22 protein-coding genes are annotated in these 24,846 nt (G+C 73.0%); 15 read left to right on the top strand and 7 right to left on the bottom strand.

Features of this window, described 5'->3' with window-relative positions; all coding sequences use genetic code 11:
• Nucleotides 1-28: 28 nt before the first annotated feature.
• From ACN6LD_RS27165 to nadE, 10 genes are all read left to right on the top strand, one after another.
• Nucleotides 29-1,363, top strand: coding sequence for an L-fuconate dehydratase (locus ACN6LD_RS27165; protein WP_445044547.1), 1,335 nt, complete (start codon nt 29-31; stop codon nt 1,361-1,363).
• A complete protein-coding gene (locus tag ACN6LD_RS27170; RefSeq protein WP_319196178.1) occupies nt 1,356-2,291 on the top strand; it encodes an amidohydrolase family protein in 936 nt (311 codons plus the stop codon). The genes ACN6LD_RS27165 and ACN6LD_RS27170 overlap by 8 nt, the downstream gene beginning before the upstream one ends.
• On the top strand, nt 2,282-2,719 hold the full coding sequence (locus tag ACN6LD_RS27175) for an RbsD/FucU domain-containing protein (protein WP_319196177.1): 438 nt from the start codon (nt 2,282-2,284) through the stop codon (nt 2,717-2,719). The genes ACN6LD_RS27170 and ACN6LD_RS27175 overlap by 10 nt, the downstream gene beginning before the upstream one ends.
• The gene (locus tag ACN6LD_RS27180) at nt 2,716-3,783 is read left to right on the top strand and encodes a zinc-dependent alcohol dehydrogenase (protein WP_445044548.1); all 1,068 of its coding nucleotides are present in this window, start codon (nt 2,716-2,718) and stop codon (nt 3,781-3,783) included. The genes ACN6LD_RS27175 and ACN6LD_RS27180 overlap by 4 nt, the downstream gene beginning before the upstream one ends.
• Nucleotides 3,780-4,541 carry an SDR family oxidoreductase gene (locus tag ACN6LD_RS27185; protein ID WP_445044549.1) on the top strand — a complete coding sequence of 254 codons (762 nt, stop codon included), beginning with the start codon at nt 3,780-3,782 and terminating at the stop codon, nt 4,539-4,541. Before ACN6LD_RS27180 ends, ACN6LD_RS27185 begins: the two co-directional genes overlap by 4 nt.
• Nucleotides 4,538-5,182, top strand: coding sequence for a bifunctional 4-hydroxy-2-oxoglutarate aldolase/2-dehydro-3-deoxy-phosphogluconate aldolase (locus ACN6LD_RS27190; RefSeq protein ID WP_445044550.1), 645 nt, complete (start codon nt 4,538-4,540; stop codon nt 5,180-5,182). The genes ACN6LD_RS27185 and ACN6LD_RS27190 overlap by 4 nt, the downstream gene beginning before the upstream one ends.
• Nucleotides 5,179-6,246 carry a PfkB family carbohydrate kinase gene (locus ACN6LD_RS27195; protein ID WP_445044551.1) on the top strand — a complete coding sequence of 356 codons (1,068 nt, stop codon included), beginning with the start codon at nt 5,179-5,181 and terminating at the stop codon, nt 6,244-6,246. Before ACN6LD_RS27190 ends, ACN6LD_RS27195 begins: the two co-directional genes overlap by 4 nt.
• 47 nt (nt 6,247-6,293) lie before the next feature.
• A complete protein-coding gene (locus tag ACN6LD_RS27200) occupies nt 6,294-7,322 on the top strand; it encodes an aldo/keto reductase (protein WP_445044552.1) in 1,029 nt (342 codons plus the stop codon).
• Nucleotides 7,313-8,104 (top strand): FadR/GntR family transcriptional regulator, encoded by a 792-nt coding sequence (locus ACN6LD_RS27205; RefSeq protein ID WP_445044553.1) that lies wholly within the window; start codon nt 7,313-7,315, stop codon nt 8,102-8,104. Before ACN6LD_RS27200 ends, ACN6LD_RS27205 begins: the two co-directional genes overlap by 10 nt.
• A gap of 291 nt (nt 8,105-8,395) precedes the next feature.
• Nucleotides 8,396-9,226, top strand: a complete 831-nt coding sequence (gene nadE / locus ACN6LD_RS27210) for an ammonia-dependent NAD(+) synthetase (RefSeq protein ID WP_445044554.1) — start codon at nt 8,396-8,398, stop codon at nt 9,224-9,226.
• Here the strand turns inward: nadE and ACN6LD_RS27215 are convergent.
• Both ACN6LD_RS27215 and ssuE read right to left on the bottom strand, forming a co-directional pair.
• On the bottom strand, nt 9,189-10,151 hold the full coding sequence (locus tag ACN6LD_RS27215; RefSeq protein WP_445044555.1) for a glutathione S-transferase C-terminal domain-containing protein: 963 nt from the start codon (nt 10,149-10,151) through the stop codon (nt 9,189-9,191). The genes nadE and ACN6LD_RS27215 overlap by 38 nt on opposite strands.
• Before the next feature lie 482 nt (nt 10,152-10,633).
• Nucleotides 10,634-11,191, bottom strand: coding sequence for an NADPH-dependent FMN reductase (ssuE, locus tag ACN6LD_RS27220; RefSeq protein ID WP_445044556.1), 558 nt, complete (start codon nt 11,189-11,191; stop codon nt 10,634-10,636).
• Nucleotides 11,192-12,010: 819 nt separating this feature from the next.
• Between ssuE and ACN6LD_RS27225 the strand changes: the two genes are divergently transcribed.
• The 4 genes from ACN6LD_RS27225 (at nt 12,011) to ACN6LD_RS27240 (ending at nt 16,609) form a co-directional block, all read left to right on the top strand.
• A complete protein-coding gene (locus ACN6LD_RS27225; protein WP_445044557.1) occupies nt 12,011-13,240 on the top strand; it encodes an acyl-CoA dehydrogenase family protein in 1,230 nt (409 codons plus the stop codon).
• 505 nt (nt 13,241-13,745) lie between these two features.
• Nucleotides 13,746-14,855, top strand: coding sequence for an aliphatic sulfonate ABC transporter substrate-binding protein (locus ACN6LD_RS27230; protein ID WP_319195218.1), 1,110 nt, complete (start codon nt 13,746-13,748; stop codon nt 14,853-14,855).
• Between the two features lie 43 nt (nt 14,856-14,898).
• Complete coding sequence (locus tag ACN6LD_RS27235; protein ID WP_057580455.1) at nt 14,899-15,696, top strand: ABC transporter ATP-binding protein; 798 nt, start codon at nt 14,899-14,901, stop codon at nt 15,694-15,696.
• The gene (locus tag ACN6LD_RS27240; RefSeq protein ID WP_445044558.1) at nt 15,683-16,609 is read left to right on the top strand and encodes an ABC transporter permease; all 927 of its coding nucleotides are present in this window, start codon (nt 15,683-15,685) and stop codon (nt 16,607-16,609) included. The genes ACN6LD_RS27235 and ACN6LD_RS27240 overlap by 14 nt, the downstream gene beginning before the upstream one ends.
• Before the next feature lie 128 nt (nt 16,610-16,737).
• Here the strand turns inward: ACN6LD_RS27240 and ACN6LD_RS27245 are convergent, their stop codons facing one another.
• The 5 genes from ACN6LD_RS27245 to ACN6LD_RS27265 form a co-directional block, all read right to left on the bottom strand.
• Nucleotides 16,738-17,973 (bottom strand): extracellular solute-binding protein, encoded by a 1,236-nt coding sequence (locus ACN6LD_RS27245; protein WP_445044559.1) that lies wholly within the window; start codon nt 17,971-17,973, stop codon nt 16,738-16,740.
• Nucleotides 17,970-18,932 (bottom strand): hypothetical protein, encoded by a 963-nt coding sequence (locus tag ACN6LD_RS27250; RefSeq protein ID WP_445044560.1) that lies wholly within the window; start codon nt 18,930-18,932, stop codon nt 17,970-17,972. Before ACN6LD_RS27250 ends, ACN6LD_RS27245 begins: the two co-directional genes overlap by 4 nt.
• Nucleotides 18,929-20,350, bottom strand: coding sequence for a vWA domain-containing protein (locus tag ACN6LD_RS27255; RefSeq protein ID WP_319195214.1), 1,422 nt, complete (start codon nt 20,348-20,350; stop codon nt 18,929-18,931). Before ACN6LD_RS27255 ends, ACN6LD_RS27250 begins: the two co-directional genes overlap by 4 nt.
• A gap of 125 nt (nt 20,351-20,475) precedes the next feature.
• Nucleotides 20,476-22,626, bottom strand: a complete 2,151-nt coding sequence (locus ACN6LD_RS27260; RefSeq protein ID WP_319195213.1) for a tetratricopeptide repeat protein — start codon at nt 22,624-22,626, stop codon at nt 20,476-20,478.
• A 4-nt stretch (nt 22,627-22,630) separates the two neighbouring features.
• Nucleotides 22,631-24,331: a S1 family peptidase gene (locus ACN6LD_RS27265; RefSeq protein ID WP_445044561.1), complete on the bottom strand. Its 1,701-nt coding sequence runs from the start codon at nt 24,329-24,331 to the stop codon at nt 22,631-22,633.
• A 294-nt stretch (nt 24,332-24,625) separates the two neighbouring features.
• On the opposite strand from ACN6LD_RS27265, the gene ACN6LD_RS27270 reads away from it, so the two are divergent.
• Nucleotides 24,626-24,796, top strand: coding sequence for a DUF5670 family protein (locus tag ACN6LD_RS27270; protein WP_057580461.1), 171 nt, complete (start codon nt 24,626-24,628; stop codon nt 24,794-24,796).
• Nucleotides 24,797-24,846: the final 50 nt, after the last annotated feature.

Consider the following 24,846-nt stretch of genomic DNA (forward strand, 5'->3'; position numbering starts at 1 on the left):
GTCACCCCCTGCTCCTCCAGGAGTTGCCATGTCCTCCGCTGTGTCCCCCGCACCGGCATCCGCCCGCATCACCGCCCTCGATGTACTGGACGTGCGTTTTCCGACGTCCGAGCATCTGGACGGATCGGACGCCATGAACCCCGAGCCCGACTACTCGGCTGCCTACGTCGTCCTGCGCACCGACGCCGGGGACGGCCTGGAGGGCCACGCCCTGGCCTTCACCACCGGCCGCGGCAACGACGTCCAGGCCGCCGCCATCGCGGCGCTCGCCCCCTATGTGGTGGGCCTCTCGGTCGACGAGGTGTGCGGGGATCTCGGCGCGTTCTCCCGCTCACTCGTCCACGACCCCCAACTGCGCTGGCTGGGACCGGAGAAGGGCGCCATCCACATGGCGACCGGCGCCGTCGTCAACGCGGCCTGGGACCTGGCGGCCAAGCGGGCGGGCAAGCCCGTCTGGCGCTTCCTCGGCGAGATGTCGCCCGAGGAGCTGGTCGCTCAGGTCGACTTCCGCTGGCTCAGCGACGCCCTCACCCCCGAGGAGGCTCTCGAGATCCTGCGCCGCGCCGAGCCGGGCCGCGAGGAGCGCATCGCGCGCCTGCTGGAGCACGGGTACCCCGCCTACACCACCACGCCCGGCTGGCTCGGCTACTCCGACGAGAAGCTGGCCCGCCTCGCCCGCGAGGCCGTCGCCGACGGCTTCACCCAGATCAAGCTGAAGGTCGGCGCGTCCCTCGAGGACGACGTACGGCGGATGCGCACCGCCCGCGAGACGGTCGGCGACTCCATCCGCATCGCCGTGGACGCCAACCAGAGATGGGACGTCCAGCCCGCCATCGACTGGATGCGCGAACTCGCCCCCTACCAGCCGTACTGGATCGAGGAGCCCACCTCCCCGGACGACATCCTCGGGCACGCCGCGGTCCGTGCGGCGCTGAGCCCGATCAAGGTGGCCACCGGTGAGCACATCGCCAACCGGGTCGTGTTCAAGCAGCTGCTCCAGGCCGGTGCGGTGGACATCGTGCAGATCGACTCCGCGCGGGTCGGCGGAGTCAACGAGAACCTCGCCATCCTGCTCCTGGCCGCCAAGTTCGGCGCCCCGGTCTGCCCGCACGCCGGCGGCGTCGGCCTGTGCGAGATGGTGCAGCACCTGTCGATGTTCGACTACGTGGCCGTCTCCGGCACCCTCGAGGACCGGGTCATCGAGTACGTCGACCATCTCCACGAGCACTTCATCGACCCGGTGCGCATCGCCGACGGCCACTACCTCACGCCCACCCTGCCCGGGCTGAGCGCGGAGATGCACCAGGAGTCGCTGAAGGAGTACACCTACCCCGACGGCCCGGTCTGGTCCGTCCGTGTCTGAGGGCCGTGCGCCGACGGGACCCGGGGAGCTGGTGGACGCCCACCACCACCTGTGGGACCTGGACCGCCGGCCCCAGCCCTGGCTGGACGAGCCCGGCCACGAGCCGATCCGCCGCACCTTCGGCACGGACGACCTGCGGTCGGACGCGACCGGGCGCATCGCCGGCCGGACACTGGGGCGCACGGTGGTCGTCCAGTGCGTGGCGTCCGTCTCCGAGACCCGGGAGCTGCTCGCCCTGGCCGACGCCGATCCGCTGATCGGCGCGGTCGTCGGCTGGACCGACCTCGCCTCACCGGCGGTCGGGGACGTCGTCACCGGCCTGCTCGCCGGCCCGGGCGGCCGGTACCTCCGCGCCCTGCGGCATCTCGTCCAGGGCGAGCCGGACCCGCAGTGGCTGCAACAGCCTTCCGTGGAGCGGGGGTTGCGGACGATCGGGCAACACGGACTGGCCTACGACCTGTTGATCCGCGACCACCAGTTCGACCAGGCCGTGCGGCTCGCCGAACGCCTCCCCGAGCTGCCGCTCGTGCTCGACCACGCGGGCAAACCACCCGTGGCCCGCGGCGAACTCGGCGACTGGGAACGCGACGTGCGACGACTGGCCGCCCACCCGCAGGTGCGCTGCAAGGTCTCGGGCCTGGTCACGGAGGCCGACCACCGGAAGTGGACGACCGACGACCTCCGCCCCGTGTGGGACGTCCTGCTCTCCGCCTTCGGAACGCAGCGGCTGATGTTCGGCTCCGACTGGCCCGTCTGCCTCCTCGCGGGCGGCTGGAACCAGTGGGCGGCGACCGTCGAGGAACTCCTCCTCGGCTGCTCCGCCGCCGAGACCGACGCAGTCCTCGCGGGCACCGCGGCCGGCTTCTACCGCCTCGACCCGGCGAACCCGAAGGCCCCTGGAAGCAAGAAGGGAACACCGTGCTCCTGACCGACCTGCTGCACCCCGGAATCCTCGAAGCCCTGGCCGGCGCCGGTCACGGCGCCCGCGTACTGCTCGCCGACGGCCACTACCCCGCGAGCACCGCCACCGGCGACCGCGCCCGCATCGTCCATCTGAACCTGGCGCCGGGCCTGTTGGACGTCACCACCGTGCTCGACGTGCTGACCGCCGCCGTGCCCCTCGAGTCGGCGCATGTGATGGTGCCGCCCGAGGGCGCACCCGAGCCGCCCGCCATCGGCGAGTACCGCGCCCGGCTGGCGCCCGTCCCCGTCGAGACGCTCGGCCGCTTCGAGTTCTACGACGCCGCCCGTTCCCCCGATCTGGCGCTGGCCATCGTCACCGCCGACGTCCGTACCTACGCCAACCTGCTGCTGACCATCGGCGTCCGCGCTGAAGGGACCCTGACGACACGATGACCGCTCTCGCCGTCCGTTACACCGCCGCCCGCACCCTGGACACCGCGCCCGCCGAGACCTCCCCGCCGGGCCCGGGCGAGGTCGAACTGGCCCCCGCCTTCGTCGGGATCTGCGGCACCGACCTGCACATCTTCCACGGCGACATGGACACCCGGGTCCGCACGCCCGCCGTCCTCGGACACGAGATGTCCGGCCGCGTCGTCCGCGTCGGCCCCGACGTCGAAGACTGGCAGCCCGGAGACGCCGTCACCGTCATGCCCCTGCGCTGGGACGACACCTGCCCCGCCTGCCGAGCCGGCCACCAGCACATCTGCCGCCACCTCGACTTCATCGGCATCGACTCCCCCGGCGCCATGCAACACCGCTGGACCGTCCCCGCCACCACCCTCCTCCGCCTGCCCCCCACCCTCCCCCTCGACCACGCCGCCCTCGTCGAACCCACCGCCGTCGCCGTCCACGACGTCGGCCGCGCCGGCATACGCGACGGCGACAAGACCGTCGTCGTCGGCGGCGGACCCGTCGGCGTCCTCATCGCCCTCGTCGCCCGAGCCGCCGGAGCCGACGTACGCGTCGTCGAACCCAGCGCCCACCGCCGCGCACTCGCCCGACAACTGGGACTCACCGCCTGGAACCCCGCCGACGACGACGTGACCGAACTGGTCGAGAAGTGGACTGAAGACGCCGGCGCGGACGTCGCGTTCGAGGTGTCCGGCGCCGCAGGCGGCGTGGACACCGCCGTCGACGTCCTCGGCGCGCGCGGCCGGCTCTGCCTGGTCGCGATCCACCCCCGACCCCGTGAGATCAACCTGCACCGCTTCTTCTGGCGCGAACTCACCCTCGTCGGAGCCCGGCTGTACGACCGCTCCGACTTCGAGAAAGCCATCCGCCTGGTCGCCGACCGCACCATCCCCGCCGAACAGCTGATCAGCAAGGTCGTGCCCCTCACCGAAGCACCCGCCGCATTCGAAGCACTGGAAGGCGGCGGCGACGTCATGAAGATCCTCGTCGACTGCACCACCGACACCGCCGACGACGCCGACGCAGCTCAGGGAGCCGCCGTATGAACGCCTTCGACCTCACCGGCAGGCTCGCCGTGGTCACCGGAGCCCGCCGCGGCATCGGACGGGCCATGGCCCGCGCACTCGCCCGGGCCGGCGCCGACGTCATCGGCGTCAGCGCCTCCCTGGAGGAGACAGGCAGCGACGTGGAGAAGGACGTCACCGCCGCGGGCCGCACCTTCGAGGCGATCCGCACCGACTTCGCCGACCCCCACGCCGTCCACGCCCTCGGCGCCGACCTCGCCGCACGCGAACGGCCGGTCGACATCCTCGTCAACAACGCCGGCACCATCCGCCGCGCCCCCGCCGCCCAGCACACCGACACCGACTGGGACACCGTCCTCCAGGTCAACCTCACCGCCCAGTTCGCCCTCACCCGCGCGGTCGGCACGACCATGGTCGCCCGCGGCCGCGGCAAAGTCGTCTTCACCGCCTCGCTCCTCAGCTACCAGGGCGGCATCACCGTGCCCGGCTACACCGCCGCCAAGCACGGCATCGCCGGACTGACCAAGGCCCTCGCCAACGAATGGGCCCCGCACGGAGTCAACGTCAACGCTCTCGCCCCCGGCTACATCGCCACCGACAACACCCAGGCCCTCCAGAACGACCCCGCCCGCAGCAACGCCATCCTCGACCGCATCCCCGCCGGACGATGGGGCAACGCCGACGACCTCGCCGGCGCCACCGTCTTCCTCGCCTCCGACGCCGCCGCCTACATCCACGGCGCCATCCTCCCCGTCGACGGCGGATGGCTCGGCCGATGAACGCCGGCCACCCCATCCCCGGTCCCGCCTCCGTCCTGGCCGGTGCACGGGTGATGCCCGTGCTGACCATCCCGTCCCCGACGATGGCGGCCCCGCTGGCCGAGGCGCTCGTCGCCGGCGGCGCCCGGTGCGCCGAGGTCACCTTCCGCACCCCGGACGCCGAGCAGGCGCTCGAGGCGATGGCCGCCCACGGCGGACTCACCGTCGGCGCCGGCACGGTTCTCACCCCCGGACAGGTGGAGCGGGCCGTCGCGGCGGGCGCCCGCTTCGTCGTCTCACCCGGCTTCGACGAACAAGTGGTCTCCAGATGCGCCGAGTTGGGTGTCTCCGTGATACCGGGTATCGCCACCGCCACCGAGCTGATGCGCGCCCTTCGCGCGGGCCTGGACACCGTGAAGCTGTTCCCCGCCGAACCGCTCGGAGGCCTCTCCACCCTCCGGGCGCTCGCCGCGCCGTTCCCCGGGACGCGCTTCATCCCGACGGGCGGCATCCGCGCCGCCCACCTGGCCGCCTACCTCGCCGACCCGTCGGTCCTCGCGGTCGGCGGCACCTGGCTCGCGACTCCCGCTCATCTCGAGCGGGGCGACTACGAGGAGATCCGCCGGCTCACCGCCGAGGCCGTGGCGAGGAGCACGTCATGACCGACGTGGTGGCCCTCGGCGAGGTGATGCTGCGCTTCGACCCGGGCGAGGGACGCATCCGCACGTGCCGGACCTTCCAGGTGTGGGAGGGCGGCGGCGAGTACAACGTCGTACGGGGTCTGCGGCGCTGCTTCGGACTCCGTACCGCCGTCGTGACGGCTCTCGTCGACAACGCCGTGGGCCGGCTCGTCGAGGACCTGATCCTCCAGGGCGGTGTGGACGCCTCCCTGATCCGGTGGACACCGGACGACGGGATCGGACGCACCGCCCGCAACGGACTCAACTTCGTCGAACGCGGCTACGGCATCCGCGGCGCCCTCGGTGTCAGCGACCGCGCCCATACCGCCGTCTCCCAGCTGCGCAAGGGCGACGTGGACTGGGACGCCGTGTTCTCCGCCGGCGTGCGCTGGTTCCACACCGGCGGTGTCTTCGCCGGCCTGTCCGACACCACCGTCGACGTCGCCGACGAGGCGATGGCGGCCGCCCGCCGCCACGGTGTCACCGTGTCCTACGACCCCAACTACCGCCCGAGCCTGTGGAGCGGCCGGGGCGGCCCGGACCGGGCCCGCGAGGTGGACCTTCGCCTCGCCCGGCACGCGGACGTGGTGGTGGGCGCGCTGGGTCTGGCGGGCCCGCGGCCCGGTGCCGTGCGGGTTCCGGCCGGCGAGGTACCGGACGCGCTCGCGGGAGTGGCCGGACTGGTCCCGTCGGCCCGGGTGCTGGCGACGACACTGCGGGAGGTGCCCTCGGCCGGGGTCAACGACTGGTCCTCGGCCGCCTGGTCCGCCGACACCGGTGTCGTCACCGGTCCCCTGATGCCCGGACTGCACGTCCTGGACCGCATCGGATCCGGCGACGGGTTCGCCGCCGGCCTGATCCACGGCCTGCTGAGCGGTGACGAGTCCTGGCCCGGCCCGTTGACCGCCGCCATGCTGGAGCGGGCCCTGGCGTACGGCACCGCGCACGGCGCGCTCACGATGACCACCCCCGGGGACGTCTCCATGGTCTCGCTCGCCGAGGTCCATGCGCTGATGGAGGGCGGCTCGGCCGCCGTCAGACGCTGACCGGGCGCCCGACGGCCCCGCCCCACCCGTACTCGCGAGGAGCACAGTTGACACATCAGAGCATCGGACGCCGGACCATCTCGAACACCCCCGTGGAGCTCACCGGGCTCGGCTTCGGGGCGTCCGTCATCGGCAACCTCTACCGGGTCACCCCGGCCGACGACGCGGCCGCCGCCGTCGAGGCCGCCTGGGACGCCGGCATCCGCTACTTCGACACGGCGCCGCACTACGGGCTGGGCCTCTCCGAACAACGCCTGGGCGCGGCCCTGCGGCACCGCCCCCGCACCGAGTACACCGTCTCCTCCAAGGTCGGGCGGCTGCTCGTGCCCAACGAGCGTCCCCGGGGCGTGGACAGCGAGGGCTTCGTCGTACGGGACGACCTGCGTCGCGAGTGGGACTTCAGCCGCGACGGCGTGCTGCGGTCCATCGAGGACACCCTGCACCGCACCGGACTGGACCGCCTCGACGTCGTCTACCTGCACGACCCGGACGACCACTGGCGGCAGGCCGCGGACGAAGCCCTTCCCACCCTCGCCGACCTGCGCGACCAGGGAGTCATCGGCGCGATCGGCGCCGGCATGAACCAGTCGGCCATGCTCGCCCGCTTCCTGCGCGAGACCGCCGCCGACGTCGTCATGCTCGCCGGCCGCTACACCCTCCTCGACCAGTCCGCCCTCGACGACGTCCTGCCCGCCGCGCAGGAACACGGCAAGAGCGTCGTCGCGGTCGGCGTCTTCAACTCCGGTCTCCTCTCCCGCGACCACCCCGCCGACGGCATGAAGTACGACTACCGGGACGCCCCGCCCGCCCTCGTCGCCCGCGCCCGCGCCATCGCCGACGTCTGCACCGCCCACGGCACCACCCTCCCCGCCGCCGCCATCGCCTTCCCCCGCACTCACCCCGACGTCGTCAACGTCACCCTCGGCATGCGCAGCCCCGACCAGGTCGCACGCAACGCCGAACTCCACCGGCGACCCGTCCCCGAAACCCTGTGGGACGACCTCCGCGTCCAGGGCCTGATCAGGTCCGACGTGCCCGGGGCCACCGGTCGTGCAGGGAGTGCGCGGTGTCCCTGACGGACAAGGCCATCGAGCAGATCCGTGAGCTGATCCGCACCGGGGCCCTGCCCCCGGGGTCGAAGCTGCCCCCGGAACCGGACCTGGCCGCACAACTCGGGCTGTCCCGCAACCTCGCCCGCGAAGCGGTCAAGGCCCTGTCCGTCGCGCGGGTCCTCGAGATCCGCAGGGGCGACGGCACCTACGTCACCAGCCTGCACCCCAGTCTGCTGCTGGAGGGGCTCGGCGGGGCGGTGGAACTCCTCCAGAGCGACGCGGCGGCGCTCCAGGATCTGATGGAGGTGCGGCGGCTTCTCGAGCCCATGGCCACCGCGCTCGCGGCCACCCGGATCACCGATGCCCAACTGGCGCAGCTCGAAGGCCACTTGGAGGCGATGCGTGAGGCCCGCGACGACGTCGAGCGACTCAACGCGCATGACGCCGCCTTCCACCGTGCCGTCGTCGCCGCCACCGGCAACGAGACCCTGCTCACCCTGCTGGAGAGCGTCTCAGGCCGCACCCTGCGCGCCCGCATCTGGCGTGGACGGACGGACGCCCGGTCGGCGGGCCGCACCCTGGCCGAGCACGAGGCGATCCACCGGGCGCTGTGCACCCGCGACGCCGCCCTCAGTCAGGCCGCCGCGCTGCTGCACGTGAGCACCACCGAGCGATGGCTCAAGGAGCACCTGCGCACCAACGGGCCGCCGGTCACCGCGGCGCCTGCGCAGCTCCTGCGCACCGGCACGGCGGACGTCGCCCCCGGGCGGCGCGGCCCGGGGCGACGGGGAACCGGCCCAGGATGACGGGCCTGGACGCGGCGGCCTCTGCGGCTACGGCTGCGGCTGCGGCTGCGGCCCGCACTCGTCGAGCTGGTCCACCGGCTGCGCCGGGTGCACATGGGCTGCATCGGTGACGACGTTTCCGTAACGGTCCGCCGGTGACGTCGATGACGGGAGCGCCTACCGTCCGACGTGCGACGCATGGGCGACAGTGATCCGGGGGACTCCGGAGTCACGGTGTCCCCCGCCGCCGGTGCGGCTGGGCCGGCGCCGTGTGAACGAGAACGACGAGAACAACGAGCACGAGGAGCAGTCGTGAACGGTCCCGAGCCCCTCGCCCTGCAGCGGGAGATCGCCAGGGAACTCCAGGTCGCCGAGAACTTCGAGGTCGAGGCGGAGATCGAGCACCGGGTGGCCTTCCTCGCGGAACAGCTGACCTCCACCGGGCTGTCCTCCCTCGTGCTCGGCATCAGCGGCGGCGTCGACTCCACGACCGCCGGCAGGCTCTGCCAGCTCGCGGTCGAGCGGGCCCGGGAGGGCGGGCACGACGCGCGGTTCTACGCGATGCGGCTGCCCTACGGAGTTCAGGCCGACGAGCACCACGCCCAGCTGGCCCTTTCCTTCATCAGCCCCGACCGGGTGCTGACGGTGGACGTCAAACCCGCGAGCGACGCCGCGCTCGAGGCCCTGCGCGCCACCGACGTCACCTTCCGGGACGCCGGCCACGAGGACTTCGTGCACGGCAACATCAAGGCCCGGCAGCGCATGATCGTCCAGTACGCGGTGGCCGGCGCGCACCACGGCCTGGTCGTCGGCACCGATCACGCCGCCGAGGCGGTCTCCGGCTTCTTCACCAAGTTCGGCGACGGCGCGGCCGACCTCGTCCCGCTGTCCGGCCTGACCAAACGCCGGGTGCGGGCCGTGGCGGACGCGTTGGGAGCGCCCGCGGAGCTGGTCCGCAAGGTTCCCACCGCCGACCTGGAGACCCTCGACCCGGGCAAGGCGGACGAGGACGCGCTGGGCGTCGCCTACGACGAGATCGACGACTTCCTGGAGGGCAGGCCCGTCACGGAGCGCGTCTTCGAGACGGTCGTCCGCCGCTATCACCTCACGGACCACAAGCGGCGCCTGCCCATCGCCCCGTAGCCCGCCGAGGTGCGCCGCCGGCCGGCCCGTGCCGAAGGTCCCGGTCCGGGGCGGGCCGGGGAATGTGGCCGGCCCAGTCCAGGATCTGCACCGCGGCTCCCGCGGCCTCCAGTCCCCGGCAGTGGGCGTGGTGCCGGCGGGCGATGCCGTCCAGGTCGAGGTGGGCGCCGAAGGCGGGATGGGCCGCGAGACGGCGCGCGTAGGACCACAGGTGCGGATGCTCGGCGATGCGGTGGACGGCGGCCGCGTCCAGGTGCAGGCGGTGAACGGTGTCGAGCTGCACCAGGGTGACCCACAGCTGCACATCGGCGGCGGTGACGGCGTCGCCGAGGACGAACTGCCGGTCGGCGAGCCGCCATTCGAGCGAGCCGAGGACGCGCAGCAGTGAGCCGAGCGCGCTCTGCCGTTCCGCCGCGTCGCCGCCGGCCTGTCCCGCCCGCTGGGCGGCTTCGTTGATGCGCCGCTCGCAGAGGCGGGCGACGGCCTCGATCTCCTCCTCCGCGCCGCGGGGGTGAAGGGCGGGCCGGGCAACGCCGTTGCCGTCGAAGTGGCCGACGAGGTCGCGGAGGATGTCCGGGGCGTGGGCGCTGACGATCCGTCCGCTCCAGTCGTCGCTCAGGACGGGCGCGGCGGCCGGCCCGGGGTGCCGGTGTGAACTGGCCTCGTACAGCGGGCGCAGAGCGGAGTGTCCGCCGTCGGGGCTGTCGGGCACGGCGGGGAGCGGGACCACCGGGAGCGTCTGCTCCAGTCCGAGGAGGCTGTGCGTCACGGCGATCTGCAGACAGTGCGGGCAGGAGGGCGAGAGGTGGAGGCGGTAGCGGCGTGGCGCCGCGTAGTAACCGCTGCCGGCATGGCAGCCGATCCTGCCCCGCAGCGGCGGGGCGACGGCGAGGGACGGCGCGGTGGGCAGGGGTGCGGCGGGCATGGGTCTCCCTGGGTCCGGGGCCGGCTTCTGGTTCTCAGAAGTGCGACGGGGCAGCGCACGTGGGGCTGAAGGGCGCGCGGCGGCGTCGGCGCGCGCCCGTTCTCGGCGGGAGTGCGGCGCGGGTGAGCGCCGGCGGTTCAGCGCAGTGGGCTCGTCGCGCTGCAGACCCGCAGGAGGTCGATGTGGCGGCGGGAGGTCAGCAGGAGCGGCGGTCGGCCCACGCGTTCGGCGCGGTCGGCGGGTGACTCCGCACGATGCTCCGCACGACGCTCCATCTGTTCCCTACCCGTTCACTAGGAATCTCTCCTCCGGAGTGTCGGGCGGCCAACGCGCCCCGTCAAGGGGGCCGTACACCGTCTCACCAGCTGTCTCACGTCGTGGGAGCAGAGCGGTTCCGGCCGCTCACCGCGCCGCTGTGCTCTTCTCCGGTCGCCCGACGCCGGACCGGCGATCGGCGGAGGCGGAGGCGGAGGCGGAGGTGCTCATCCGGCGGCCGCCAGAAGGGCGGTGCGGCTGCCGAGCGCATGGGAGAACTGATCGACGACCTGGGCCAGGCTCTCACCCGTGGCCGGTGTGACGGTCAGGGTCCCGTCGTCGGCCACGGCGATGTCCTTGTCGAGCGTGAACCAGCCCTGGACGACATGGGCTGCGCCCATGGAACTGAGCACCGGGCGCAGGGCGTAGTCGATCGCCAGGACGTGGGCCGCGCTTCCGCCCGTCGCCAGGGGCAGGACGGTCTTGCCGGCCAGGGCGTACTGCGGCAGCAGATCCAGCAGGGACTTGAGGAGCCCGGAGTAGGCGGCCTTGTAGACGGGCGTGCCGATCACCACACCGTCGGCGCGGTCGAACAACTCGGTCGCCGCGACGATCGCCGGATGCCGGAAGTCGGCGCCGAGGAGCGCCTCGGCGGGGATGGTCCGGACGTCCAGGGGGATCACGTCATGCCCCTGTGCGGTCAGCCGCCGGTCCAGGTGGCGCAGCAGGCGGGCGGTGCGGGAGGCGGGGGACGGACTTCCGGAGACGGACAGGACGGTGGCCATGGCGGACCCTTCGCGAGCACGAGGCGGGAGTGGAGCGTGGTGGGCATGAAGCGTGGGGCGTGGTGGGGGGTGGAGCGTGGCGGGGGGCGAGTGTGCGGCGGCGTTTCGCGACGCGCGGCGGCGCCCCCGGAAGCGGCACGGGCGGGGTGTGGCCGGTCGTCAGACAGAGGGCGCGCGCCTCGGGTCGGAGGCGTCCGGCGCCGAAGCAGATCCACCGGTGGCCGCGGGCGGCTGCCTCGCGCTCGAGTTCGGCGACGACGCCTCAGGCCGGACCGCGCCGCCGGTGCGTGTCAGGTGTCGCGGACCGATCGGCGGGCGGAGGCGGGACGTTGTGCCGGCGCATGCGCACGACGGGACCGCGCGGGGAGGCACTCGGCCCGTGACGGGGTCACCGCGAGAGGGAGGGGCCGGTCAGACGGCCCACTGCCGTGTCAGGCGCAACACGCCGCGGACCACACGCGACCGAAGTCGATGTGGTCGCGGGTGACCAGGCGCTGCTCGGCGTTCATGCGGTCAATTGAGCAGGACATCTCGCATCCCGTCAACCACCGCCCGGATGCCGGACCTGCGCCTCGCCGTGGCTTTCGAGGTGTCCGTCGGGCAGCCTTCCCTATATTTCCTATCGGATAACTAGGAAAGCATTGACGGCCCGCCCGCGGGATGCGCAGGATGATGCACATGCCACCCATGCACGACGTGAGCCGCGCGCCCTGGACGGTTCCGCTCCGTGCATGCCCCCGACAGCCCAGCACCACCACGCGGACGTGATGCCCGCGGCCTGTCGCCGCATCCGCCGCCGACCTTGAGGAGAGCGTCGTCATGGGCGTTGCCACCGCGCCGTCCGCACCCGTCTCGCCGCACCATGGGACCGCGCAGGGCCGTGCGCACTGGCTGCGCGTGGCCCGCGAGACGGCGGACGACCTGGCCACGGACGCGGTGACCAGGGAGCAGGCGGGCAAGGTCCCGTTCGACGAGGTGTCGCGACTGCGCGAGGCGGGGCTGCTGGCGCTCCTGGTCCCGGCCGGGCAGGCAGGCGGCGGCGCGGACTGGAGCACGGCCTACGCGGTGGTCCGGGAGATCGCCGCCGCCGACGGCGCGATCGCCCAACTCCTCGGGTGTCACTACTTCCTGGGATGGATCACCCGGTCGCTCACCGAGCCCGGTCGCGCCGCCCTGGTCGAGCGGCAGTCCGTGGCGGAGGGCTGGTGCTGGGGCGGCGGCCTCGCCCGCCGGGATCCGTCTCCGACGCTGACCAGGACAGCCCAGGGGCTCGTACTGGACGGCCGTCAGAGCTACTCCTCGGGGATTCTGGTCGCCGACCGCATCGCCGTGCGTGCGGTGCGCTCGGACACCGGCGAACCGCTCGCCGTCGTCGTCGACCCGACCGACCACCGGGTGCGCATCGACGGCGACGCCGGGGCCTTCGGCCAGCGACTCGCGGCCGGCGGCGCCGTGGAGTTCGACGCCGTGCCGGTCGCCCCCGTCGACGTGCTCGGCTCCCTGTCAGCCGACGAGGACGTCCTGTCTCCCGCGCTCGCGCTCGCCTCGCCGGTCGGACGCCTCCTCTCCGTCCAGCTCCTGCTCGGCATGACCGAGGGAGTGCTCGCCGAGGCCCGGGAGTACCGCAGCGCGGGTCACGCCCCCTGGCACCCCGCCTGGCCCACGGGCTCCTCCCAGGACCCGCATGTACTGACCGCGTACGGAGAACTGACCGTCCTCGCCCGCTCCGCCTCCGCGCTCGCCGGGCAGGCGCTCTCGGCCGTGGAGGGGGCACTCGCACGCGGCGCGGACCTGTCCTACGACGAGTGCGCGGAGGCGTCCGTCCTGGTGGCCGTGGCCGAAGCCGCCGCCTCCCGGGCAGCACAGGAGTCCACCACCCGCGCCCTGGACATCATCGGCGCCCGCTCCGCGTCCTCGCGTCTGGGCTTCGACCGCTTCTGGCGCAACGCACGGGCCCACACACTGTACGAGCCCCCGTCCCACCGTCTGCGCGATGTCGGGGACTACTTCCTGAACGGCGCCCACCCTCCGTTCGTGCTGCCCGCCTGACCTGCGGACTCAGGCCCGGAACGAGGACGGCGGAACCCCGCCCGGAAGGCGTCGTCCCACTAGGTGAGATAGAGCTGTCCATCATACGAACGCCCCCTTGGGAGAAGCGCGCGCTTCTGCCACGATCCCTATCAGCCAGGTAGGAATACTAGGGATCAGGGGGTGGCCATGAGTTCGTTCGACCGCACCGGCCGGGCGCTGCCCCTGCTGACCTCGCGCCGCCACATCGACTTCGGCCGCACCTCCAGCGCCTTCTGTCGCCCCGTCTGACGCCACAGCAGCTGCATTCCCACCCTCACCAGCGCTGAACTCCCGTCCGGCCGCCGCACCAGGCGCCCGACACCCCCGGCCGGCCGCTCCCCCACTCGCCCGCGCTCCGTCGCCCGGCCCGCCACGGCTTCTCCGCCGTCGGCGGCCGAGGTGCGGCGCGCCGGTGCACGCGGAAGGCCGTCGTCCCGACCCGCCCTTCACGCTCCGCTCTCCGTTTCCCTGAAAGGACACTGCCGTGTCTGCCGCAAGACCGCTCGCCACACTCCGCGCCGTCGCCGCCATCGCCGCCCTGCCTCTCCTGCTCACCGCCTGCGGCTACGGTTCCGAGGCCACCGACGACGGCGGCAAGCAGACCGCGGTGGCGGCGGACGCCAAGAAGCTGTCCGCCGACGAGGTCAGCATCGGCTACTTCCCCAACCTCACACACGCCACCGCTCTGGTGGGCGTCCAGGAGGGCCTGTTCCAGAAGGAGCTCGGCGGCACCAAGATCAAGGCGTCCACCTTCAACGCCGGCCCCTCCGAGATCGAGGCGCTCAACGCCGGCTCCATCGACATCGGCTGGATCGGCCCCTCCCCCTCGATCAACGGCTACACCAAGTCCAAGGGCAAGAACCTGCGCATCATCAGCGGTTCGGCGTCCGGCGGCGTGAAGCTGGTGGTCAACCCCGAGAAGATCAAGACCCTGGACGACGTCAAGGGCAAGAAGATCGCCACCCCGCAGCTCGGCAACACCCAGGACGTCGCGTTCCTCAACTGGATCGCGGAGAAGGGCTGGAAGGTCGACGCGCAGAGCGGCAAGGGCGACGTCTCGGTCGTCCGCACGGACAACAAGATCACCCCGGACGCCTACAAGTCCGGTTCCATAGACGGCGCCTGGGTGCCGGAGCCGACCGCGTCCAAGCTGGTCGCCGAGGGCGCCAAGGTGCTGCTGGACGAGTCGACGCTGTGGCCGAACAACCAGTTCGTGATCACGAACATCATCGTGTCGCAGAAGTTCCTCAAGGATCACCCGGACGTCGTCGAGGCCGTGCTGCGCGGCTCGGTGAAGACCAACGAGTGGATCAACGCCAACCCCGACAAGGCGAAGGCGTCCGCCAACACGGCGCTGGAGAAGCTGTCGGGCAAGGCGCTGCCCGCCGAGGTCCTCGACCCGGCCTGGAAGTCCATCGCCTTCCTCGACGACCCGCTGGCCGCCACGCTCGACACCGAGGCGCAGCACGCCGTCAAGGCCGGTCTGCTGGACCAGCCCGACCTGAAGGGGATCTACGACCTCGCGCCGCTCGACAAGGTCCTCAAGGCGGCGGGCAAGCCCGAGGTCAGCGACGCCGGTCTCGGCGCCGAGTAGCGGAAATCCCCCACAACCGAACAGCTCCCAGGAGGTGACGACCATGGCCACCACGATCGCCCAGGCTGCCGAGACCGCCACGGCGGCGACCCACGCCGCCCGCATCGCGCACGTCTCGAAGTCCTTTCCCGCCCCGGGCGCTCCCGGCGGACATCAGCTCGTACTGGACGACATCACCCTCGATGTCGCGCCCGGCGAGTTCGTCACCCTCCTGGGGGCCTCCGGCTGCGGCAAGTCCACGCTGCTCAACCTGGTCGCGGGACTTGACCGGCCGTCCGCCGGCTCGATCGCCACGGACGGCCGGCCGGCCCTGATGTTCCAGGAACACGCCCTGTTCCCCTGGCTGACCGCGGGCAAGAACATCGAACTCGCCCTCAAGCTGCGGGGGGTCGCCGCACCCGAACGCCGCCAGGAGGCGGAACGGCTCCTGGACCTCGTCCGGCTGCGGGGCGCGCACGGCAAGCGCGTGCACGAACTCTCCGGCGGAATGCGCCAGCGCGTGGCCCTGGCCCGTGCGCTGGCCCAGGACAGCCGACTGCTGCTGATGGACGAGCCGTTCGCGGCCCTCGACGCCATCACCCGGGACGTGCTGCACGACGAACTGACCCGCATCTGGCGCGAGACGGGACTGTCGGTCCTCTTCGTCACGCACAACGTGCGGGAGGCCGTGCGCCTCGCCCAGCGGGTCGTGCTCCTGTCCTCACGGCCGGGGCGCATCGCCCGCGAGTGGACGATCGGCATTCCGCAGCCGCGCCGCATCGAGGACAGCGCGGTCGCCGAGCTGTCAGTCGAGATCACCGAAGAACTGCGTAGGGAGATCCGCCGACATGGCCAGCACTGACACCGGCGTCGCCGTCGACGGGGACGGTCACCCGCAAGCCGGACCCCCCGGGGACCCGCACGACCTGACGGGGCTCGAGGCCGGACTCGACGCGCTGGACGCGGTGCAGACGGGTCGTACGCCGCTGCGCGAGACCCTGCTGCGCAAGGTGCTGCCGCCCGTCACCGCCGTCGTGCTGGTCCTGCTGGTCTGGCAGCTGCTGGTGTGGTTCGAGGTCGCCCCGGACTACAAGCTGCCCTCGCCGGCCGACGTGGGGAGCGAGATCCGCGACGCCTGGGTGCAGGGCACCCTGCTCGACTACATCTGGACCAGCGTGTCGCGCGGGCTGCTCGGCTTCCTGCTGGCGCTCGTCATCGGCACGCCGCTCGGCCTGCTGGTCGCACGGGTGCGGTTCGTCCGGGCCGCCATCGGCCCCATCCTGTCGGGACTGCAGTCGCTGCCGTCGGTGGCCTGGGTGCCGCCCGCCGTGATCTGGCTCGGGCTGGACGACTCGATGATGTACGCCGTGATCCTGCTCGGCGCGGTGCCGTCCATCGCCAACGGCCTCGTGGCGGGCGTCGACCAGATCCCGCCGCTGTTCCTGCGGGCCGGGCGCACGCTGGGCGCGACCGGGCTGCGCGAGGCCTGGCACATCGTGATGCCGGCGGCGCTCCCCGGCTATCTGGCGGGTCTGAAGCAGGGCTGGGCGTTCGCCTGGCGGTCCCTGATGGCCGCCGAGATCATCGCCTCCTCGCCCGACCTGGGCGTCGGTCTCGGCCAGCTGCTGGAGAACGGCCGCAGCAACTCGAGCATGCCGCAGGTGTTCCTGGCCATCTTCCTGATCCTGCTCGTCGGCATCGCCATCGATCTGCTGATCTTCAGTCCGCTGGAACGGCGGGTCCTGCGCAGCCGGGGTCTGCTGGTGGCCCCCTGACCGGAGGAGGACCTCAGCAGGACCGAGAGAGGTCCGCGAGAGGGACTGCCTCCGGGCGAGAGGGACAGGGGCCGGGACAGGAGCGAGGACAGCGGCACGGACGCAGGCGACGGGCGGGAGCCGCGGCCTCAGTCCGGGCCGGCGCAGAGCTTGTCGCGGGGAACGGGGGAGCTTCCCAGCGTCTGCTGGACCTGGTCGAGATCCGCGAGGAACCGGCCGGGGTCCCTCGTCGCGGCGCTCGCGTAGTCGAGGACGGCCCGGTAGAACGCGGCCGACACGTCGGGCGTCATCGCGTCGGCGGCGCCGAAGCACAAGGTGTAGCCGGAGTGCGGCCGCAGCATCCGGGCTATCCGCTGCTGCACCGAGGTGACGTAGCGGGTGACGTGGCTGTCGGCGGAGAAGGCCGCGCCCGCCTCCTGGTCCACCCACAGCTGCTGGGCGCTCGTCCCGGCGAGGAAGGCGATGAACGCCTCGGCGCCCGGGTTGTCGTCGGTGAACATGCCGACGAAGTCTGCCGAGACCTCCAGCCGACGCGTCGGGGAGGAGGTCACGAAGTCGTGGTCGTGCCCCTTGTCGAAGCCCATGGCGGACAGCGCGCCGTGCGCGAGGGAGCACCTGGGGGGCGTCGTGGTCATTCCCGCGGCCGCCTCGCCGAAGTTACGGACGGTCGCGCCCCGCACGCCGGAGCCCATGAGGGCGCGCCAGGTGGTCCACGCCTCGTCGAGCTGGGGCGAGCTCCACTTCTCGCCGCCGGTCAGCCACTTCGTGTAGAAGTCGGCGCCGGACCGGGCGAGGAGGATGTCCGCGATCCAGTCCGCGCCCGGCCAGCCGGAGGTGGGGCCGGACTCCAGTCCCAGGCACCAGGTCCCGGGGGTGCCGAGATCGGGCGGCGCGGACCGTCCGGTCGCGGGCTTCGCGAACCAGGCGAGGCTCTTGACGTCCACTTTGACGGGCACCGCGTAGACCTCGCCCCGCACCGTGGCCAGCCCGCGGAACGGCTCCAGATAGGCGTCGGTGGGCACGTCGAGCGGCTGCAGTCTCCGCTCCTTCCCGTTCCCCCTCTCCGCGTAGCCGTGGACGGCTCCCACGCTCGGCAGCATGGCGAGGTCGGGCGGCGCCCCGGCCGTCACCGCGGCGTCGAGCTGCTGGGTCAGGGCGCGGGTGACCTGTACGTCCACCTGGATGCCGGTCTCCTTCTCGAACGCCGTCAGTACCGAGTAGAAGGCCTGGAACTCGTCACCGGACCACGGGATCATGATCGTCACCCGGTCGGGCCCGGACCCGCCGCCGCAGCCTGCCGCCGCCAGCAGCAGGCCGAGGACCAGGACACAGCGTGTGAGCCGCGCCGTCAGCGTCTTCCTCATGGGCGCGGGAACCTGTACTCGGAGAGACGGGGGCGGTAGCCGAGGTAGGCGAGCACCGCGGCGACCGCGAGGAGGCCCAGCGTGAGCGTGGTGGTCAGCCAGTGCCCGAGCAGCGGGGTGTGGTGCAGGGCCAGGGTGTCGCGTCGGCTCAGCCGGCTGGCGGTGATCCCGACCGCCGCGGTGGCGGCCAGGGCGACGACCAAGGGCAGGCCGACGAAGCGCCGGAAGCGCCGGGCGACGACGTGACCGGTCGCGAGGACGCACACGAGCATGACGGCCGTCGGCCCTACGAGCAGGGATCGGACGTAGACCGGGTTCAGCCAGCGCGACCCTTTCTGCGCGTCGAGGGCTTCCTTCTGCAGGTCCCCGAGGTCGGTGAGGGAGGCCGTGAGACCGCCCGTGCCCGGGATCCACTCCCCCGTCCGCGGGTCCTTCGCCCGTGGCGCGGTGAGCGCCAGCCGGGCGGAGTCGAGTGTGCCGGGACCGCTGCGGGCGTAGTCGCGCACCGCGGTGTTGGCCAGTTGCAGGCAGGTGGTCAACTGGCTCTGGACGTACTCGAACTGGGTGCGTCCCCGGTTGCCCGCCGCGTTGCCCTCGGCCGCCGAGGTGACGAGGGTGTTCACCCGCGCGGTGTCGTTGGCGAACTCCGTGCCCGTGCCGATCAGTGTGACCTGCCGGGTGGCGGCGACCTTCGCGAGCGCCGCCTCCGCCGCCACGGCCGTCCCGCGTGCCTGCTCGATGTCCTCGACCGCGGCCTCGGTGCGTCGGGCGGCGGCCATCTGTTCGCCGGCCTGGGCCGACACCAGCAGGTAGAGCAGCGCCGTGGCCGCCACCATGGCGAGGACGGCCGCCCTGAGCCACCGCAGCACTCTGACGGGGTGGATCGCACGAGCCCGTCGGCGCCCGTCGGCGGCTCGCTCGCGGAAGGACCGTCGGGTCCGGCCGGCCGTGGCGCTCACGGGGCGTCCACCGGCCCGCCGTCCGGCTCGTCCGCCGGCGTGTCGAGGCGGTGGCCGCACTCCTCGCAGAACGTCGCCGATCGCGCCGACGGCGTCGTTGCGCACCGGGGACAGCGGCGGACGGCGTCGTCGCCCGAGGGCGGTAAGCGCACCGCGTCGACGGGCGGGGCCGCGGTCTTGGTGGAGTCGAGTCCCAGTCGCTGCACCTGTCCGCGGGAGACGTCGCGGCGCAGATGCGGCAGGTCGTCGGGGCCGGTGACCGACACCGAGCGCAGCAGCCGCAGGCGCGCGGTGTCGCGCAGTTCCGCGGCGAGCCGTATCGCGATGCGCAGTTCCCGGTCGGCGCGTTCGTGCCGCCCGTTCTGCCAGGCGTCCGCGCAGGCCCGCATCGCCATGCCCAGCTCGTGCTCGTTCTCCACGCGGGTGAGGTCGGCGGACGGCGGGACGGCGAACCCCGGTGTCCCGCGCCGCCGTACGACCATGGCCCGGGGCTCGCTGCACGGCACGCGTGTCCCGTCGATCTGTTCGGCGTACAACGTGACGCGGGCGGCGCGCAGGTCCTCCTCGACGGTCAGCGCGTCGGGGTCGAAGCGCAGGGACACCTGGTACTGGCGGGTTTCCGGCGGCCACGATCCGAGGGGTACGTGGATCTCGTCGCCATGCTGTCCACGGGCCGTCAGCTCCGCCTCCACGGGGCGGGTCTGGCGGACGAATCCCAGCCGGAACCGGCTGTTGAGGCGCAGGCCCAGGTAGACCCGGGGCACGACGATGCGCTGGGCCTGCCGCATGGTCCGGGTGAAGTCCTGTGCGAGGTCGGAGGCGGTGACGACGGCTTCCGCGCTTCCGTGCAGTGCCTGGGTGATCCTCAGAAGTTCCGCGTAGTTCCAGTCCTCGCCCAGCCCCCGCGCGTCGCAGACGAACCGGTCGGTGCACGCCGCCAGGACGCCGTCCAGTTGTTCGGGTGTCTCGTGCTCGTCCTTGCCGTCCGTGTAGAGCACCGCGTGGCGGACGACGCCGGGCGAGGACACCGACGCGAAGAGGCGGTCCGCGCAGGCCAGCCAGCGTCCGATCGCCGTGCCGCCCTCGGCCAGCTGGCCGATGATCCGGCTCTTGGCCTCCTGCCGGGTGTCGGCGTCGACCGATGCGAGGCCGCCGTCGGCGGGGAAGACGACCTCGGCCTCGTGATGGCCCGCGACGATTCCGAGGAGGGTCCCCTCCCGCAGGGCGTCGACGGCCGCGCACATGGCGCGTTTGGCCTCGTCCAGCTTGCCGTGGCCGGCCATGGACAGCGACCTGTCCATGATGAGGACTTCCGCGCTCTGCGTCCGCGTCGCGCGCCCGGCGGCCGGGCGGGCCCGGACCGTGACGAGGGCGTCGGCGCGCGTCTCGTCGTGGGCCAGGTCGGCAGGTGCGTCCACGTCCACTTCGAAGCTGAGCCCTGTCAACGGCGGCCTGTCCCCCACCGGCACCACCCGACTGTGTCCCGTGTGTCCCGTGTGTCCCCGGGATGCCTGCGCATCTCCGTATGCCCGTGCGTAGCGAGTCAGGAGCTTAGCGTTTCCGGCCCCGCTTCGACATGGGAACGACCGGTTCGCCGGCGAAGCGCCGGCCACCTCCAGTCCAGCGCCGGGCGAAGCCGGTTCGCCAGGTCCACCAGGGCCACGTAGGCGCGCTCGGTGGGAGCGTGCGCGCCCAGCCCGCGGACCGCTTCGGACAGCCTCAGCCGGTCGTGGGTGCGCAGGAACTCGGCGTACTGGATCTCCGCCTCGAGAGCGGAGGCCGCGGCGTCGTCCACATGGAGACCGTCCAACGCCGCGCGGGCTCCTGCCAGGTCGTCGTGCGTCGGCGGGGCGGGCGGCGTCTGCCGCACGGGGACGGTGACCAGCAGTCGGATGGCCGCGACGCGCGCCTCGCGCTCGTAGCGGAACTCCTGGGTGAGCCGTTCCGCGGTGGCCACCGCCTCCGCGCGCCGGCCGGACAGCAGGTGCACCCTGGCCAGCCCGAATCCGGCCGCGCCGAGCGCGGGCGTGGTGTCGAAGACGGTGCCGTAGTGCGAGCGGGCGACCTGGTGGTCGTCGCGGAACTCGGCGCACAGGCCGAGGGCGAGCTGTGGGATCAGCTCCCCCGGCAGGGCTCGCCGCACCTCGGCGAAGTGGCCGGCGGCCCTGGGCACGTCCTCGCGGGCCAGCGCGATCAGGCCGGAATACCAGGCGTGCAGCCAGTGCCAGTCGGGCAGCCCCGCGTGCGTGAGCGCCTGTGCGGCCCGGGTGACGTCACTGCGGCGCAGTGCCAGCCGGCTCTCGGCCAGCGCGTTCCCGGCCGCGTCCCCGATGCGCGGATCGTCGGGGTCGGACAGGGGTGTGGGGAGGGCGCCCGCCATGTCGCGGGGGCCCGGGCAGGAGAACGGCTCGGGCATGGTCAGCAGGGCGTCCCCGGTCGCTGTCGCCCGGACCCAGTGGTCGAGGGGACGCGCCCTGCCCAGCCCACCGTGCAGAGGCTCGGTCATCGAGCCGAACAGCGCCGACGGCCGGGCCACCTGCCGGCCTGCCGGCGGCGCCGCCACGATCTGCCGGACCACTCCGCTGAGCTGCTCGCCGAACTGGCGTGCCGAAACGAATCTCCGCGCGGGCACGGCGACGTCAGTGGCGCGGTCCAGCAGCAGCATCAGCGAGTCCACCCCCGGCGCCGCCCGGTCGGCGCCGTGCGAGCGGCACACCTCCCGCAGGGTCATGCCGAGGCCGTACAGGTCGAATCCGGGGGTGGGCTTCACATGCTCGGGGTCGCCCTCGGGCGGTGCGTACGCCTTGGTGTAGGCGACGATCGGCCCGGCCTCCTCCTGGGAGCGCACGGCGCCGAAGTCGATGAGCCGCACCCGGTCCAGCGGCGGGGCGGAGCCGGCGGAGCCCTCCTCCCGGAACCGGATGACGTTCAGGGGTTTGACGTCGCAGTGCAGCAGCCCTCTGGCGTGCAGGTAGTCGAGCGCCTGGAGGATGCGGACGCCGTGCGCGAGGAGCGTCTCGAGCCGGTCTCCGTCGCGCGCCGACAGGGGGACGCCCGGCATGTACTCGAGCACGAGGTGGGGTCCCTCGGGTTCGTAGCCGAGGATGCGGACGATGCTGTCGTGCCGGAGCCCGACCAGCACGTCCCGCTCGTGCTCGGCCGTTCTGGCCACCGACCGGTTCAACGCCTTGAGGACGACCTGCGTCTCGAGGTTGCGGTCGTGGGCGAGATACGCGGCGCCGTAGGCCCCCGAACCGAGGACCCGCTCGACGTCGTAGCGTCCGGCGATGGTGAGGCCGTGCGGCTGGGCGAAGTCGAAGCGGGTTCCGCAGTCGGCGCAGAAGCCCGCGGTGCGGCCGGGCTGCCCGCCGTGCCCTCGGCCCACCGGCTGGCCGCAGACGGGGTTCGCGCAGAACCGGTGTTCCTCGGCGACCGGGCCCGCCACGGGAGGCGGCGGCTCGGGGAGGTCGGCGCCGGGACCGGAGTCGATCAGGCCGAGGCCGTACCAGGGGTCCGGGCGCACCTGCGCCACTCCGACGCTGACGCCCCGCGGCGATCCGGCACGCTGTTCCCGGACCACGGCGGCGGGTGGGGCGGCGCGTCCCGGCGGCAACGGGCGCCGGTCGCACAGCGGGCAGAACCCGTCGTCGTCGATCTCGCCCAGGCCGCAGTCGGGGCGGTTGCACCTCGGCAAGGCGTCACCCTTCGTCGATCCGTCGGTTGACCTCGGCGGTGTGGAGCCGGACCAGCCTGCGGGCGGCCGCGAGGTCGACCGGCACGGTCTGCAGGGCGCGGGCCGCGGGGGCGTGCAGCTCGGCGAGCCGCCGGTCCTCCTCCCCGAAGAACCGCGCCGCGCGCACCCGGTGCAGTTCGAGGCTCGTGGCGAGGTCGGCGTGGTCCTCGGCCAGCCGCCGCAGCGCCCGGTCGAAGGCGGCGACCTCGGCGCGGGCTTCGAGGGCGCGGTCGTGGACCGCGGTGAGCTCGGGGTTGGGCTCGGTGGTCCGGGCGACGGCCAGCCGGATCCGCAGGCGGGGCGCGACGCTGCGCGGCGGGCGGGGCGCACCGAAGAACTTCCCGCCCCACCGCGCCCACAGCCGTCCCGCCGCGTCCTCCTCGGCGGCGAGCTGTCCGACCGCCGTCTGCGCCTGGGCGGAGGTCACGCTCGCGGAGGCCGGTCCGGCGACGGGCGCCGGGTCGAGGGACACGTCGTGGGGGAGGTCCTCCGGGGGGCGGTCCTCGAAGCCCAGGACCAGCCGCATGCCGCTCGACCGGGCCCGGCGAGCCAGCGGCCCCAGCAGATCCCGTACGAGTCCCTCCGGGTCCGCGGCCCGATCGACGCGGCCCACCACCAGGCATGCGGGAGGCCGGCGACGCGCCAGCCGGCGCACCACGTCCCGGTCGTCCTCCGCGCGCAGCCCGAACCGGCCCGTCAGGTACCGGCGCACCTCGGCGACGGACCTGCCGCAGGCGTCGTACGCCGCGTCGATGGAGCCGAGTCCCAGAACGGTGTCCCCGGGGGCGCCGGTCAGCTCGGCGTCGGACACGGTCGCGCGGGCCGCCGGGTCGGCCGTGCGCACCAGACGCACCAGCCACGAGGAGCCCGCGCCGACCGAGGCGTCGGTGCCGACGGCCACGGTGCCGGACCAGCCGCCGTCGAGCAGCCGGGTGAGCTCCTGGGTGAGCGCGAGGCGCAGCGGGTCGTGCAGCACGTCCTGCGGCAACTCACCGCCGGAGGGGCCGAGTTCGTCGGTTCGGTGGCCGCCGGTGAACTCCTTGATGGCCGGCAGGTACGTCAGCAGCGTCTCGGTCGGCAGCATCCAGGCCGCCCGGGCGTCGCCGTTGACGTAGTCGGCCACCACGATGCCGATGACTCTGCCCCTGAACTCACCGTCCAGCGCGATGACTCCGGCGCCGGAATAGCCCGCCTCGATCCACGGGTCGCCGGCGCGGATCTGCCGCAGCAGACCCCATTCGCCCTCCCGGCCGCCGGAACCCGCCAATTCGGCGTCCGTCGCTATGCCGTAGGGCTCGGCCTGCGGAAAGCCGTACACCCGCACCCTGCCGCCGGAGATCGGCACCTTCCACAGGGTGGTCCTGGTCGCGCAGTCGACCGGCTCGTCGAGTGCGAGCAGTGCCACGTCGCCGCGCCGTGTGCCGTGTTCGTGCACCCACGACCCGGGGGCCACGCGCGCGGTGCGCGTCCACTCCGGACTGCACGCCACACTCCTGATCCGCATGCAGGACGCCGTGCCCTGCGGCTGCGCTCCCGCGTAGCGCACGACATGCGCGCAGGTCAGCACGTGCCGGTCGTCGAGCAGCACCCCGGCACCACAGGGAGCCCCACGCTCGTCGTCCACCCTCACCCGCCACGCGTTCTCGCTGTGGTGATGCAGCGCCATCCCTCAACAGTATGACAACTCCCGCCTCATGGGCCCGAGATGACCCGAACGGGGTACCGCCCCGGCACGGGCGCGGACCGTGCTCCGGTGCAGCGGGGCAGCCGGTGCGCCCCAGGTTCAGGGGCGCCCGATCGGTCGGACGGGACTTGCTGCTCGCGCCGGATCGGGCCTCGGCCGCCGGCGGCCGAGGCGGCGAACCGGTCAGGATGCCCGCGCCGGCAAATAAGAAACAGATAAAGATCGGGGCATGCAGGGCGTGGAGCGGGGCACACGGCGTGACGGAGGTTGATAACCATGGTTCCCTTGCTGCTGGTTCTTCTGCTCGCCCTGATCCTCTTCGGCGCCGGGTTCGCCCTCAAGGCGCTGTGGTGGATCGCCGTGATCGTCCTGGTGGTCTGGCTGGTCGGCTTCTTCGCCCGCTCGACCGGAGCAGGCGGGACACGGGGCCGCTGGTACCGCTGGTAGAGCGGCACACGTCGGCAGACACGACGTGACATGTGGGTGGGGCGCACCGG

This window comes from Streptomyces sp. SAS_272 (genome assembly GCF_052543235.1).

Bases quoted from the DNA above. Each gene is read 5' to 3' on its own strand.
- ACN6LD_RS27165 (WP_445044547.1), top strand. From the start codon at position 29: ATGTCCTCCGCTGTGTCCCCCGCACCGGCATCCGCCCGCATCACCGCC.
- ACN6LD_RS27180 (WP_445044548.1), top strand. From the start codon at position 2,716: ATGACCGCTCTCGCCGTCCGTTACACCGCCGCCCGCACCCTGGACACC.
- ACN6LD_RS27185 (WP_445044549.1), top strand. From the start codon at position 3,780: ATGAACGCCTTCGACCTCACCGGCAGGCTCGCCGTGGTCACCGGAGCC.
- ACN6LD_RS27190 (WP_445044550.1), top strand. From the start codon at position 4,538: ATGAACGCCGGCCACCCCATCCCCGGTCCCGCCTCCGTCCTGGCCGGT.
- ACN6LD_RS27195 (WP_445044551.1), top strand. From the start codon at position 5,179: ATGACCGACGTGGTGGCCCTCGGCGAGGTGATGCTGCGCTTCGACCCG.
- ACN6LD_RS27215 (WP_445044555.1), bottom strand. From the start codon at position 10,151: ATGCCCGCCGCACCCCTGCCCACCGCGCCGTCCCTCGCCGTCGCCCCG.
- ssuE (WP_445044556.1), bottom strand. From the start codon at position 11,191: ATGGCCACCGTCCTGTCCGTCTCCGGAAGTCCGTCCCCCGCCTCCCGC.
- ACN6LD_RS27225 (WP_445044557.1), top strand. From the start codon at position 12,011: ATGGGCGTTGCCACCGCGCCGTCCGCACCCGTCTCGCCGCACCATGGG.
- ACN6LD_RS27235 (WP_057580455.1), top strand. From the start codon at position 14,899: ATGGCCACCACGATCGCCCAGGCTGCCGAGACCGCCACGGCGGCGACC.
- ACN6LD_RS27240 (WP_445044558.1), top strand. From the start codon at position 15,683: ATGGCCAGCACTGACACCGGCGTCGCCGTCGACGGGGACGGTCACCCG.
- ACN6LD_RS27245 (WP_445044559.1), bottom strand. From the start codon at position 17,973: ATGAGGAAGACGCTGACGGCGCGGCTCACACGCTGTGTCCTGGTCCTC.
- ACN6LD_RS27265 (WP_445044561.1), bottom strand. From the start codon at position 24,331: ATGGCGCTGCATCACCACAGCGAGAACGCGTGGCGGGTGAGGGTGGAC.
- ACN6LD_RS27270 (WP_057580461.1), top strand. From the start codon at position 24,626: ATGGTTCCCTTGCTGCTGGTTCTTCTGCTCGCCCTGATCCTCTTCGGC.